This is a genomic window from Methylobacterium sp. FW306-05-D (genome assembly GCF_058782155.1).
In genome coordinates this window covers 228,141-241,912 of record NZ_JBYSXL010000001.1, presented here as the reverse complement: position 1 = coordinate 241,912, position 13,772 = coordinate 228,141, and the positions used below count along the sequence as shown (strand labels likewise).

The 13,772-nt window shown below is 69.2% G+C and carries 11 protein-coding genes; 4 read left to right on the top strand and 7 right to left on the bottom strand.

Features of this window, described 5'->3' with window-relative positions; translation table 11 throughout:
• Positions 1 to 148 precede the first annotated feature (148 nt).
• From AC3WLN_RS01140 to msrP, 4 genes are all read left to right on the top strand, one after another.
• A complete protein-coding gene (locus tag AC3WLN_RS01140) occupies positions 149 to 1,645 on the top strand; it encodes a leucyl aminopeptidase (protein WP_492479010.1) in 1,497 nt (498 codons plus the stop codon).
• Between the two features lie 5 nt (positions 1,646 to 1,650).
• The gene (locus AC3WLN_RS01135; protein ID WP_492479009.1) at positions 1,651 to 2,346 is read left to right on the top strand and encodes a hypothetical protein; all 696 of its coding nucleotides are present in this window, start codon (positions 1,651 to 1,653) and stop codon (positions 2,344 to 2,346) included.
• An 85-nt stretch (positions 2,347 to 2,431) separates the two neighbouring features.
• Positions 2,432 to 4,126, top strand: a complete 1,695-nt coding sequence (locus tag AC3WLN_RS01130) for an AMP-binding protein (protein WP_492479008.1) — start codon at positions 2,432 to 2,434, stop codon at positions 4,124 to 4,126.
• Positions 4,127 to 4,277: 151 nt separating this feature from the next.
• Entirely contained in the window at positions 4,278 to 5,234 is a 957-nt protein-coding gene (msrP, locus tag AC3WLN_RS01125) for a protein-methionine-sulfoxide reductase catalytic subunit MsrP (RefSeq protein ID WP_492479007.1), read from the top strand.
• A gap of 52 nt (positions 5,235 to 5,286) precedes the next feature.
• Here the strand turns inward: msrP and AC3WLN_RS01120 are convergent, their stop codons facing one another.
• The 7 genes from AC3WLN_RS01120 to AC3WLN_RS01090 form a co-directional block, all read right to left on the bottom strand.
• The gene (locus AC3WLN_RS01120; protein WP_463770167.1) at positions 5,287 to 6,177 is read right to left on the bottom strand and encodes a LysR family transcriptional regulator; all 891 of its coding nucleotides are present in this window, start codon (positions 6,175 to 6,177) and stop codon (positions 5,287 to 5,289) included.
• Positions 6,178 to 6,430: 253 nt separating this feature from the next.
• On the bottom strand, positions 6,431 to 7,405 hold the full coding sequence (trxB, locus tag AC3WLN_RS01115) for a thioredoxin-disulfide reductase (RefSeq protein WP_492479006.1): 975 nt from the start codon (positions 7,403 to 7,405) through the stop codon (positions 6,431 to 6,433).
• Between the two features lie 14 nt (positions 7,406 to 7,419).
• Positions 7,420 to 8,445 (bottom strand): mitochondrial fission ELM1 family protein, encoded by a 1,026-nt coding sequence (locus AC3WLN_RS01110; RefSeq protein WP_492479005.1) that lies wholly within the window; start codon positions 8,443 to 8,445, stop codon positions 7,420 to 7,422.
• Between the two features lie 50 nt (positions 8,446 to 8,495).
• Positions 8,496 to 9,008 carry a hypothetical protein gene (locus AC3WLN_RS01105; protein ID WP_492479004.1) on the bottom strand — a complete coding sequence of 171 codons (513 nt, stop codon included), beginning with the start codon at positions 9,006 to 9,008 and terminating at the stop codon, positions 8,496 to 8,498.
• 7 nt (positions 9,009 to 9,015) lie between these two features.
• Positions 9,016 to 9,492 carry a transcription elongation factor GreA gene (gene greA / locus AC3WLN_RS01100; RefSeq protein ID WP_181017364.1) on the bottom strand — a complete coding sequence of 159 codons (477 nt, stop codon included), beginning with the start codon at positions 9,490 to 9,492 and terminating at the stop codon, positions 9,016 to 9,018.
• Positions 9,493 to 9,618: 126 nt separating this feature from the next.
• On the bottom strand, positions 9,619 to 13,104 hold the full coding sequence (carB, locus tag AC3WLN_RS01095; RefSeq protein ID WP_492479003.1) for a carbamoyl-phosphate synthase large subunit: 3,486 nt from the start codon (positions 13,102 to 13,104) through the stop codon (positions 9,619 to 9,621).
• Positions 13,105 to 13,267: 163 nt separating this feature from the next.
• The gene (locus AC3WLN_RS01090; protein WP_463770157.1) at positions 13,268 to 13,645 is read right to left on the bottom strand and encodes a hypothetical protein; all 378 of its coding nucleotides are present in this window, start codon (positions 13,643 to 13,645) and stop codon (positions 13,268 to 13,270) included.
• Positions 13,646 to 13,772: the final 127 nt, after the last annotated feature.

Below are 13,772 nucleotides of genomic sequence, written 5' to 3'. Positions count from 1 at the left end.
GCCGTCCGGTCGCGTTGCGTTCTCTGCCTCAACAGGTACACAGAAGCGCCGGAGGTGACACGTCCGATGCCGTGCCGCTCCGCACATCTTGCACGCACCACTTCGAACGCATGGTTCGTTCGAGTCCAATCCTCGGAAAGCTAGCGTCATGGCGGACGGAATTTCGATCGCGTTCGGGCCCCTCGGCCCGGTGGGCCGGGGCGACGTCGTCCTCTTCGTCGGCGACGATCTCGCCCTGGCTCCCGCCGTGGCCCAGGCGATCGGCGGCGGGGTGGCCGATCTCGTCGCCCGCGCCGCGGCCGGCGAGCGCTTCAAGGGCAAGTCCCTGTCGGCCCTGGCCCTGCCCGCGCCGGCCGGCCTCGACGCAGACCGCCTGGTCGTGATCGGCCTCGGCTCCGAGAAGGACCGCGCCAAGATCGACTGGCCGGCGCTCGGCGGCTTCACCGCCAGCAAGGTCTCGGGCCGCAGCGCCCATGCCGCCTTGATCTTCGCCGGCCTCGACGTCTCCGCGGCGAACGCGGCCGACTTCGCCCTCGGCGCCCGCCTGCGCCACTACAGCTTCGACCGCTACAAGACCAAGAAGAAGCCCGAGGGCGAGGACGCCAAGGGCACGGCCCTGACCCTGATGGTGGCCGATGTCGCCGCGGCCGAGGCCGCCGCCAAGGTCGCGGACGCCGTCGCCGACGGCGTGATCCTGGCCCGCGAGCTGATCAACGAGCCGCCGAACGTCCTCTACCCGGAGGAGTTCGCCCGCCGCGCCGAGGCGTTGACCCGGCTCGGCGTCGAGGTCGAGGTCCTCGGCCCCGGCAAGCTCGAAGCGCTCGGCATGCACGCCCTGCTGGCCGTGGCCCAGGGCTCGACCCGGGAGGCGCGCGTCGTGGTGATGCGCTGGAACGGCGCCGCCGATCCCTCGGAGGCGCCCATCGCCTTCATCGGCAAGGGCGTGTGCTTCGATTCCGGCGGCGTCTCGATCAAGTCCGCCGGCGGCATGGAGGACATGAAGGGCGACATGGGCGGCGCCGCCTGCGTCGTCGGCACGATGCACGCGCTGGCCAGCCGCAAGGCGAAGGTCAACGTCGTCGGCGCCATCGGCATCGTCGAGAACATGCCCGACGGCAACGCCATGCGCCCGAGCGACATCATCACCTCGATGTCGGGACAGACCATCGAGATCATCAACACCGACGCCGAGGGCCGTCTCGTCCTCGCCGACGTGCTCTGGCACATCCAGGGCTCCTACAAGCCGAAGTTCATGATCGATCTCGCCACCCTGACGGGCGCGATCATCGTGGCGCTGGGCCAGGACATCGCCGGGATGTTCTCCAACGACGACGCCCTCTCGGCCAAGATCACGGCGGCCGGCGAGGCGACGGGCGAGGCCGTGTGGCGGATGCCGCTGATCCCGGCCTACGACAAGGCGATCGACTCGAAGTTCGCCGACATGAAGAACTCCGGCGGCCGCCATGGCGGTGCCGCCACCGCGGCCTCCTTCCTGAAGCGCTACGTCAACGACGTGCCCTGGGCCCATCTCGACATCGCCGGCGTCGCGATGTCCTCGTCGGCGAGCGAGATCAACCGGAGCTGGGGTGCGGGCTGGGGCGTGCGCCTGCTCGACCGCTTGGTGCGCGACAACTACGAGGCCTGAGGCCCGTGCTGCCGGCCCTGTTCCCGCTGGCAGCCGCGATCCTCGCGATCGCCGTCGCCTTCGCCACGGGCTTCGACCAGCGGACGGTGCTGCCGCCGGAGCTCGAGGCCCGCTTCTACGGCTTCTTCCTCGATCGCTATCCGCTCTTCGCGGTGGCGATCGTCTACGGGCTCGCCTGTCTCGGCCTGCGGATCGTCCGGCCGGGTCCGGCCGGCTGGCCCCGTCGGCTCGTCGGGGGCGCGCTGGCCCTGGTGCTGTTCCTGGCAATCTGCCTGTATCCCACCTTCGGGGGCGTGGCCCTGCGCCTCGCCTTCGCCAGCGGCGGCACCGCCTTCATCACGCAGCAGCCGATGCCGGCCGCCTTCGCCCTCGGCTCGGCCCTGGCCGCCACGATGTTCGGGAGCGTCCTGGGCCTCGGCGCTCTGCTCATCGGCAACCGACCGGCGCGGGCCTCCCGGCCCCGACGCCGGCTGCGGGCCGCGGTCGACTTCCTGCTCCGGTATCTCGCCCTCTGGTTCGCCCTGGGCGTGCTGGGCCTCGCCCACCTGGCGGGTTTCGGCATCTGGCCGCGCCGGCCGATGACGATCGGGGATGCCCTGTTAGCCGGTGCCCTGGCGTGCATCGCGTTTCTGCCGCACCTGAGTTGCAACGCAGTGATGACGCGGCAGGATCGTCGGCGTCCGTCCCGCGCCGCCGCTTGATCCCGCCGCTCGGATGGCCGAGGATGGTTTAGATGTGAACTAAGGAGGCAGGAAGCCGCCGGGTCGCATCACAGGGAGGAGATACATGCCCGTATCCCGGAGCGCCGCGCGCCCGTGGCTGTCCGCTTATCCGCCGAGCGTCCCGGCGGACCTCGACATCGACCGCCTCGGAACGCTGGTCGACCTGTTCGAGGATTGCATGGCGCGCTCGGGGCCACGCCCCGCCCTGGAGAGTTTCGGAGCCCGCATTTCCTACGCCGCCCTCGGGGCCGGCTCCGAGGCCGTGGCGGCATGGCTCGCGGCGCAGGGCCTCGCCAAGGGCGACCGGGTCGCGATCATGATGCCGAACGTCGCCGCCTACCCGGCGACGATCTTCGGTGTGCTGCTCGCCGGCTGCACCGTCGTCAACGTCAATCCGCTCTACACCCCGCGCGAGCTGACGGCGCAGCTGAACGATTCGGGCGCCCGCATCCTCTTCGTGCTCGAGAACTTCGCCCATACGGTGATGCAGGCCCTGCCGGACCTCGCCCTCGACCGGATCGTCCTGGCCGGACCCGGCGACGGCCTCGGCCTGAAGGGACGGCTGGTCACCCTGATCTCGCGCCACGTCAAGAAGGCGGTCCCGCCCTATCGCTTCCCGGACGGGCGCGCGGTCCGTTTCGACGCGGTGATCCGCGCGGGCACCGGCAAGCCCAAGGTTCGCGTGCCCGTGCGCCCGGACGACCTCGCGTTCCTGCAATATACCGGCGGCACCACGGGCGTCGCCAAGGCGGCGATGCTGACCCACCGCAACATCATGGCCAATGTCGAGCAGAGCCGGGTCTGGTTCCGCATCTCCGCGGAGGACGGCGAGACGCGCGTCATGGTGACGGCGCTGCCGCTCTACCATATCTTCGCGCTGACCTGCTGCTTCTTCTTCTTCATGAAGGTGGGCGGCTGCTGCCTGCTGATCGCCAACCCGCGCGACGCGGACGGCTTCATCAAGACCCTGAAGGGCACGCGCTTCACCCATTTCTCCGGGGTGAACACCCTGTTCAACCTGCTGATCAACCATCAGAGGATCGGCGAAGTCGACTTCTCGAAGCTCGACTTCGTCATCGCCGGCGGCATGGCGGTGCAGGCCGCCGTCGCCGAGAAGTGGAAGGCGATCACCGGCCGGGCCATCGTCGAGGGCTACGGCCTGTCCGAGACCTCGCCGGTGGTCTGCGTCAACCCGCCGGACCTCGCCGCCTGGAGCGGCACCATCGGCTACCCCTTGCCCTCGACCGACGTTTCGATCCGCGGCCTCGACGGCCGGGAGGTGGCGATCGGCGAACCCGGCGAACTCTGCGTGCGCGGGCCCCAGGTCATGGCCGGCTACTGGAAGCGCCCGGACGAGACCGCCCGGGCCACCACGGCCGACGGCTATTTCCGCACCGGCGACGTGGCGGTGCTGAACCCGGACGGACAGGTCCGCATCGTCGACCGGATGAAGGACATGATCCTGGTCTCGGGCTTCAACGTCTACCCGAACGAGATCGAGGACGTGCTCGCGAGCCATCCGGGCGTGCTCGAATGCGCCGTGGTCGGGGCGATCAACGACGAGACCGGCGAGATGGTCGTGGCCCACGTGGTGCGCAAGGACGAGGCGATGACCACCGACGCGCTGCGGACCTTCGCCCGCTCGCAGCTCACCGGCTACAAGGTGCCGCGCCGGGTCGTCTTCCACGACGCCCTGCCCAAGACCAATGTCGGCAAGGTGCTGCGCCGGGCCCTGCGCGACGATCCGCCCCCGCCGTGACGTCCGGCCGCCCGTAACCCGAGCCCACCCTCCGGCGAAGAGGGCCATCGGAGACGGGTGACATCGGGCCGTCTTGCGCGCTCGCCGCGTCCGGCCAATGTCAGGGCAACAGGCCGGCGCGCCGCGATTCGCGCCGCACGGAGGGATCGACATGCATATCAGGCGCAACCAGGCATGGGAGATGCCCGAACACCTCGCGACGCCGGAGAGCGTCTTCCTCGACCGCCGGCGCCTCCTCGGCGGCGCGGCGGGCCTGGCGGCAGCCTCGCTGATCGGCACGGAGGGCGCGCTGGCGGCCTCCGACCCCACCGCCGACCTCTATCCCGCCAAGCGCAACGAGGCCTACACCCTCGACCGGCCGCTCACGCCGGAGAAGTTCAGCGCCGACTACAACAACTTCTACGAATACGGCACCTCGAAGTCGGTTCTCCCAGCCGCCAACGCCCTGAAGACGCGGCCCTGGACGGTGGCGATCGACGGCCTCGTCGAGAAGCCGATGACCCTCGGGATCGACGACCTGATCCGCAAGATGCCCCTGGAGGAGCGCCTCTACCGGCACCGCTGCGTCGAGGCCTGGTCGATGTCGGTGCCCTGGACCGGTTTCCCACTGGCGAAGCTCGTGGCCCTGGCGAAACCCACCGCGGGCGCGAAGTACATCCAGATGCAGACCTTCCTCGACCGCGCGATGGCGCCGGGGCAGAAGTCCTTCCTGTATCCCTGGCCCTACACCGAGGGGCTGACCCTGGAGGAGGCGGGCAACGACCTCGCCTTCGTGGCCACCGGCGTCTACGGCAAGCCGCTCGCCAACCAGTTCGGCGCGCCGATCCGCCTCGTGGTCCCGTGGAAGTACGGTTTCAAGTCGGTGAAATCGATCACCAAGATCTCGTTCGTGGCCGAGCGGCCGAAGACCTTCTGGGAAGGGCTGCAGGCGGCCGAGTACGGCTTCTGGGCGAACGTCAATCCGGCCGTGTCGCATCCGCGCTGGAGCCAGGCGACGGAGCGGGTGCTGGGCACCGACCAGCGCGTGCCGACCCTGATCTACAACGGCTACGGGGAGCAGGTCGCCGGCCTCTACAAGGGGCTGGAGAAGGAGCGCCTGTTCGTCTGACCGTCACGATGGGGCGGGCGGGGCGGCGGACCACCCCGTCCCGCATCCGCACTCAGTAGGTCCAGCGCTGGGCCTTGGCCACGAGGAAGTCGCGGAACGCCTGGACGCGGGCGACGGTGCGCATCTCCTCGGCGTAGACCAGATAGCTCTCCATGTGCGGCATCTCGGTCTCGCGCATCACCTGCACCAGGCCGGCCTGACCCTCGGCCGCGTAATCGGGCAGGATGCCGATGCCGGCGCCGGTGTCGATGGCCTGCTGCAGGGCGGTGATGTTGTTGACCGTGAAATGGATCGTCCGCCGCTCCTGGCCCTCGCGGCCGACGGTGGAGAGCCAGTGCGTCGCCAGCAGGTAGGACGGCTCGTTGCCGCCGAACGAGACCAGGCGGTGATTGTCGAGGTCGGCGATGGATTTCGGCTCGCCGAAGCGCTTGACGTAATCCTGCGACGCGAAGGCGTGGTAGTGCACCGTGAACAGGCGCCGCTGGATCAGGTCCGGCTGGGCCGGGCGCCGCATGCGGATCGCCACATCGGCCTCGCGCATGGCGAGATCGAGCTCCTCGTTGGTGAGGATGAGCTCGACGCGCACGTCCGGGTAGAGGTCGAGGAATTCGGCGATGCGCTGGGCGAGCCAGGCGGTGCCGAGGCCCACCGTGGTCGTCACCTTGAGATCGCCGGTCGGTCGCTCGCTGGTCTCGACCAGGCGCGCCTTCGTGTTCTCCAGGCGCAGCTTCATGTCGCGGGCCGCGCGGAATAGCAGGTCGCCCTGCTCGGTCAGGATCAGGCCGCGGGCGTGGCGGTGGAACAACGGCGCCTTGAGCTCGCGTTCGAGGGCGCTGATCTGCCGGCTCACCGCCGACTGGCTCAGGCCGATGTCGTCGCCGGCCCGCGTGAAGCTGCCGGCTTCCGCGACGTTGAGGAAGATGCGGATCTTGTCCCAGTCCAAGGCGTCCACTCCCGTACGCAACCCGACGCCGGCTGACCATGCCTCCCGTCCCGCCGAGCCGCGATCCGGACGTCCATGCCAGGCCCGAGCGGCCCGACCGTTCCCGTGCGCGCGCGGCGCGGGCCGGGAAGGAGCGAGTCATGCGGGTGACGCCGACGGCCCATGCCGTCAGCGCCTAGGTTATTGGTTCGACCTTGCGATTGTCTTGACGCCGCGCGCAAGACGCATGGCGTCGTCGTCCGCCAGAATCTTCCTATTCGGCGGCCGCTTGCTGGGGTGTTTCGCCGACTTCCAGCGCGGCTAGGTACTTCTCGGCGTCGAGGGCGGCCATGCAGCCCATGCCGGCTGCGGTGATCGCCTGGCGGTAGACGTCGTCGGTGACGTCGCCCGCCGCGTAGACGCCGGGGATCGCCGTGTGGGTGGTGCCCGGCGCGGTGTCGATGTAGCCGCCGTCGCGCATGGCGAGCTGGCCCTCGAAGATCCCGGTGGCCGGCTGGTGCCCGATGGCGATGAAGACGCCGTCCGTCCTGTGCTCCGTGATCTCGCCGGTGCGGGTGTCCTTCAGGCGCACATGGGTCACCGAAGGCGGCTTCTCGCTGCCGCAGATCTCCTCGACCGCGTGGTGCCACACCACCTCGACGTTGGGGTGCTTGAACAGGCGCTCCTGCAGGATGCGCTCGGCGCGGAACTCGCCGCGGCGATGGACGACGATGACCTTGGAGGCGAGGTTGGCGAGGTAGAGCGCCTCCTCCACGGCGGTGTTGCCGCCGCCGACCACCACGACCTCCTTGCCCCGGAAGAAGAAGCCGTCGCAGGTGGCGCAGGCCGAAACGCCGAAGCCCTGGAACTTGGCCTCGGAGGGCAGCCCGAGCCACTTCGCCTGGGCGCCGGTGGCGATGATCACCGCGTCGGCCGAGTAGGTCTCGCCGGAATCGGCCTCGAGCCGGAAGGGCCGCACGTTCAGATCGACCTTGGTGATGTATTCGGACACGATCCTGGTGCCGACATGCTCAGCCTGCAGGCGCATCTGCTCCATCAGCCAGGGGCCCTGGATCGCCTCGGCGAAGCCCGGATAGTTCTCCACGTCGGTGGTGATCATGAGCTGGCCGCCGGGCTGGAAGCCCGAGATCATCAGGGGCTCGACCATGGCGCGGGCGGCATAGATCGCGGCCGTGTAGCCGGCGGGACCGGAGCCGATGATGATGAGTTTGGAATGGGTGTGCGCCATCGCTCTCGTCTCCTTCAGGCCCATCGCGCGCGGTGATCGGCATAGGCCTTGGCCATCGCGCCTGCGATGACGGGGGTCGCATCCAGGGGCTGGTAGTGAAGTTCCTCCAGGCGGCCGACGAAGGGCTTCAGGGCCCCCGCCATCGCGAGGCCGGCGAAGAGCCGCCTGTGACGGATATAGGTCTTGGGCAGGTCGAACAGGAGGACGGGGACGCCCGTGCTCACGGCCTCGCCCACCATGTTGGCGGAATCCGACGTGACGACGATCGAATCGGCGATCGCCAGCATCGGAACATAAGGGTTGAGGCTGCCGCCGTCCCAGAAGAAGCCGCCCTTGGTGGCCACCATGGTCCGCAGGGCCTCGCGCAGGTTCTGCGGCGTGCGCCGGGACACCGTCACCATCAGCGAGCAGCCGCCGTCGGTGAGCTTGTCGAGGTCGCGCAGGAGCCGGCGCATGTCCGCCGGGCGGTAGCTGAGATGCCGGCTGTCGCCGCCGATCAGCACGGCGATGCGCGGCCAGGGCAAGGCGGACAGGCGCGGGTCCGGGTTCGCGCGGGCCTCGGCCAGGCGCTCCGGCGTGACCTGATGCGGCGGTGTCAGGGTGGTGAAGACGTTGGGGCCGCGCAGGTCGTCGTAATCCGGCACCCAGACGAAGTTCGCCGAGTCGTGCCCGATGCGCGGGTCCTTCAGGAAGGCCGTGAAGGTACGGCCCCGCGAGGCGGCACGCACCGCCCGCAGGTAGGGCACGGACCGGCGGCCGGAGGCGATCAGCAGGTCGGGGAGGGAGCCGGCGAGGATCCCGCGGGGGTTGCCCGGCCGATCCCGCGGGTCGGTCGGCCCCCAGGGCGCCATCCAGCCGAAGGGCGGACGGGGTGCGATCCGACGGAGCTCGAACGGCAGGCCGAGGGTCTCGGCGAGGCCGATGCACTGGTTCTCGTCGCCCGCCTTGCCGTCGGTGACGATCCAGGTCCGGGCCTGGTTGAGTTCGGGAAGCGGCGCTGAGGCGCCGGTGGGGGAAGGCATCGCGGACGCTGCCGACATCAGGTGATCCAGGTCAATCCTCGGGCGGACTCATCCGCGGGGCCGTCCACTCAATCCTGGGGGAGGGCACGCCGCAGCCAGCCCGCATAATGCTGGGCGATGGCGGTCACCCGGCGGCGCTCGGAGGCCGGGTCGTACCAGGCGCCGCCCGAACTCGACGGCAGGGCGGAGAGCTGGGGGTGCCGGGCGAGGACCTCGCCCCGGCGTCCGACGAGCAGGGCCTCGCCGTCGAGGTAGTCGCTCTGAGTTCCGCCGCCGAGGCGGCCGCGTCCCCCGTCGCCGCCGGCATAGGGATTGATCGACAGGCCCTTGATCCGCACCACCAGGACAGGACCGCGGCCGCCGAGCCGGTCGGCGAACGCGGTGCGGAGGGCGGCGAGCAGATCCTCGCGCAGGTCGAGCGCCGGAGTGCCGCCGCCGAGGGCGATCAGCGGCCGGACATCGACCTGGATGCCGGAGAGGCGCTCGCCCCCGAGACTCGGGAGGTCCTCGGCCCGGGCCGCTCCGGGCAGGGCGAGGAGACCGAGCAGCGCGAAAGCCGCCCGGAGAAGGCCCGGCCGCATCGGAGCCTCAGCCGCCGTATTGGACGGCGACGACCTCGTAGGACTTGCCGCCACCCGGCGTCGTCACCTCGACCGTGTCGCCGACGCCCTTGCCGATCAGCGCGCGGGCGATCGGGGAGGTGATGGAGACCAGGCCGGAGCGGACGTCCGCCTCGGGCTCGCCGACGAGCTGGTAGGTCTTCTCTTCCTCGGTGTCCTCGTCGAGGAGCTTCACCGTGGCGCCGAACTTGATCTTGGTGCCCGAGAGCTTCGAGACGTCGATCACCTCGGCGCGTGAGATCATGCTCTCCAGTTCGAGGACGCGGCCCTCGTTGTGGGACTGCGCCTCCTTGGCGGCATGGTACTCGGCGTTCTCGGACAGGTCGCCGAGGGCGCGGGCCTCGGCGATGGCCTGGATGATCCGCTGGCGCTCCACCTGCTGGCGGTGCTTCAACTCCTCCTCCAGCGCTGCGTAACCGCGCACCGTCATCGGAACCTTGTCTATCGTCATCGTCTCGCGCCACAATGAATAAGCCCGGCCAGGAGCACGCCGCTCCTTCCGGGCCAGAGTAAGTTACTCCTGAACCGCCAACAGCACGGCTCCCGATCGACACGGGAGCCGCGTGAGACTTCAGGCCGCGAAGTATTCCTGCAAGGCGCGCACCTTAAGATCGCCTCCGAGATAGGCCTTGATCCCCTCGGCCGCAGCCATCGCTCCTGCAAGAGTGGTGTAGTACGGCACTTTATGCAAGAGGGCCGCGCGCCGGAGGGAGCGCGAGTCCGACAGGGCGCCCGCCCCCTCGGTGGTGTTGAAGACGAGCTGGATGTCGCCGTTCTTGATCGAATCGACGACGTGCGGCCGGCCCTCCAGCACCTTGTTCACCCGCTCCGTCGCCACGCCCTGATCGGCCAGGTAGCGCTGCGTGCCGCCGGTGGCGATGATGGTGAAGCCGAGCTCCGAGAGCAGACGGATCGCCGGCAGGATGCGCTCCTTGTCGGCGTCGCGCACCGAGACGAAGACCGCGCCGCCCTTCGGCACGAGGGTACCCGAGCCGAGCTGGCTCTTGGCGAAGGCGACGCCGAAGCTCGAATCGAGGCCGATCACCTCGCCGGTGGAGCGCATCTCGGGTCCGAGCAGCACGTCGACGCCCGGGAAGCGGGCGAAGGGGAACACCGCCTCCTTGACCGCGATGTGATCCAGCACCTTCGCCTTCAGGTCGAAGCTCGCGAGCGACTCTCCGGCCATGACGCGGGCCGCGATCTTGGCGATCGGGTCTCCGATCACCTTGGCGACGAAGGGCACCGTGCGCGAGGCGCGGGGGTTCACCTCCAGCACGTAGATGGTGCCGTCCTTGATCGCGTACTGCACGTTCATCAGGCCGCCGACCTTCAGGGCCAGGGCCATGGCCCGGGTCTGACGCTCGAGTTCGGCGATGATCTCCGGCGAGAGCGAGCGCGAGGGCAGCGAGCAGGCGGAGTCGCCCGAGTGGATGCCCGCTTCCTCGATGTGCTCCATGATGCCCGCGATGAAGACGTCCTTGCCGTCGCAGATGGCGTCGACGTCGATCTCGGTGGCGTCCGACAGGTAGCGGTCGAACAGGAGCGGGTTCTTGCCCAGCACCGTGTTGATCTGGCCCGTCTTGTCGTTGGGGTAGCGCGCCTTGACGTCCGAGGGGATCAGGCTCGGCAGGGTGTCGAGAAGGTAGTCGGCGAACTGCGCCTCGTCGCGGATGATCGCCATGGCGCGGCCGCCCAGCACGTAGCTCGGGCGCACCACGAAGGGCAGGCCGAGGTCGGAGGCGATCAGGCGGCTCTGCTCCACCGAGTAGGCGATGCCGTTCTTCGGCTGCTTCATGCCGAGCTTGTCGAGGAGACGCTTGAACTGGTCGCGGTCCTCGGCGAGGTCGATGGCATCCGGCGAGGTGCCGAGGATCGGCACGCCGGCGGCCTCCAGCGCGCGGGCCAGCTTCAGCGGGGTCTGGCCGCCGAACTGCACGATGACGCCGTGGAGCGTGCCGGCCTGGCGCTCGGTCTCGATGATCTCGAGGACGTCCTCCTGGGTGAGCGGCTCGAAGTAGAGCCGGTCGGAGGTGTCGTAGTCGGTCGAGACCGTCTCCGGGTTGCAATTGACCATGATGGTCTCGTAGCCGGCCTCGGACAGCGCGAAGCAGGCGTGACAGCAGCAATAGTCGAACTCGATGCCCTGGCCGATCCGGTTCGGGCCGCCGCCGAGGATGATGACCTTCTTGGCGTCGGTGGGCCGCGCCTCGTCCACCACCGCGCCGGCGAAGGGCGCGACGTAGGTCGAGTACATGTAGGCGGTGGGAGCCTGGAACTCGGCCGCGCAGGTGTCGATGCGCTTGAAGACGGGGCGAACGCCGAGCGCCCGCCGGGCGGCCCGCACGCTGTCCTCGTCGGTCTTGGCGAGCACGGCGAGGCGCGCGTCCGAGAAGCCGGCGGCCTTGAGCTGTCGCAGCGCTCCGGGGGTGTTCGGGATGCCGTGCGCCTTGACCCGGTTCTCGAGGTCGATGATCGCCTGCAGCTGCTCCAGGAACCACGGATCGATCTTGCAGGAGGCATGGACCTCCTCGTGGCTGACGCCGAGGCGCAGCGCCTGGCCGACCTTCAGCAGCCGGTCGGGCGTCGGGGTGCCCAGCGCCGCCTTGATCGCGTTGTGGTCGTCGCCCTTGCCGAGGCCCTCGATCTCGATCTCGTCGAGGCCGGTGAGGCCGGTCTCCAGGGAGCGCAGGGCCTTCTGGAGCGATTCGGCAAAGCAGCGGCCGATCGCCATGGCCTCGCCCACCGACTTCATGGCGGTGGTGAGCGTCGGCTCGGCGCCGGGGAACTTCTCGAAGGCGAACCGGGGGATCTTCGTGACGACGTAGTCGATCGACGGCTCGAACGAGGCCGGGGTCGCACCGCCCGTGATGTCGTTGGCGATCTCGTCGAGGGTGTAGCCCACGGCCAGCTTGGCCGCGACCTTGGCGATGGGGAAGCCGGTGGCCTTCGAGGCCAGCGCAGACGACCGCGAGACGCGCGGGTTCATCTCGATGACGATCATGCGGCCGGTGGCCGGGTCGATGGCGAACTGCACGTTCGAGCCGCCGGTCTCGACGCCGATCTCGCGCAGCACCGCGAGCGATGCGTCGCGCATCACCTGGTATTCCTTGTCGGTCAGCGTCAGGGCCGGCGCGACGGTGATGGAATCGCCGGTATGGACGCCCATCGGGTCGATGTTCTCGATGGAGCAGACGATGATGCAGTTGTCGTTCTTGTCGCGAACGACCTCCATCTCGTATTCCTTCCAGCCGAGGACGCTCTCCTCGATCAGGACCTCGTTCGTCGGCGAGGCGTCGATGCCGCGCTCGACGATGTCCAGGAACTCCTCCCGATTGTAGGCGATGCCGCCGCCGGTGCCGCCCATGGTGAAGGAGGGGCGGATGATCGCCGGCAGGCCGACCTCGGCCAGCGCGATCAGCGCCTGCCCGATGGCGTGCTCGCCGTAGCGCTTGCGCCGCTCGGACTCGCCCCGGTGCCAGGTCTTCTCGAAGGCCGCGAGCGCCGCGGTGCGGGCCTCGCCCTCGTTGGCCGCCTCGATGCGGGCGATCTCGGCGAGGTACTTCGCGCGGTCGGCCTTCTTGGCCGCGGAGGCGTTGGCGAGCGCCGATTTGGGCGTCTCCAGGCCGATCTTGGTCATCGCGTCGCGGAAGAGGTGGCGGTCCTCCGCCTTGTCGATCGCCTCGGTGGTGGCGCCGATCATCTGGACGTCGAACTTCTCCAGCACGCCCATCTTCTTGAGCGACAGGGCGCAGTTCAGCGCCGTCTGGCCGCCCATCGTGGGGAGCAGGGCGAAGCCGCCCGGAACGACGTGGCGCTCCTTCTCGATGATCTTGGCGACGATCTCGGGGGTGATCGGCTCGACATAGGTGGCGTCGGCCATGTCCGGATCGGTCATGATCGTGGCCGGGTTCGAGTTCACCAGTACGATCCGGTAGCCCTCCTCGCGGAGCGCCTTGCAGGCCTGGGTGCCGGAATAATCGAACTCGCAGGCCTGGCCGATGACGATCGGCCCCGCACCGATGATCAGGATCGAGGATATGTCGGTGCGTTTCGGCATCGGGCGCCTTGGCTGCAAGCACGCGCGCCCGGCCAGGGCCGGTGCCGGAGAAGCGGCACGGGTCTGGGGGCGCTGGCGGCGTGGATTATCGTTGATCTTGGCACTTACACGCAGCCCGCGGCCATTGGAAGGGCGCGGGCGGACGGTGAAGCGCCGGCGGGTCTCAGAAGCCCAGGTACAGGGCCGAGACGGCGCGGTCGATGGACAGGTAGAACACCCCGAAGGCGACCACGGCCGCGGCGGCGAATTCCAGGGCCGCGTTGGAGAGGGTCTGGCTGCGGCGCAGCATCTCGCGGCCGAAATACAGGCCGATCCAGGCGAGCGTCATGACCACCGGCAGCGCGAACAGGAAGGACCAGGTGCTCTCGACGCGGTCGAGGCCGGTCATAGGGTCGATCAGCGCGCGAATGTTGCGGACCCAGGGAGCGTAGCAGGCCGAATACAGGGCGGTCATCCACGCGAGGCCGACGGCCACGCCGAGATGGAACGTGAAGAGGCGATGCAGGCGCGAGAAGTCGTCGCGCGCGTCGTCGAACGTCATGTGGAAATCTCCGGCCAGCATCGGAATCGGCTCGGCGGCGATCTTCGAACGCCGTCCTTAGCGAGCCGTTAACGATGCCGGGATGCCCGGAAATGCCGGATTTTTTGTGACGGCCAGGGAACCATTT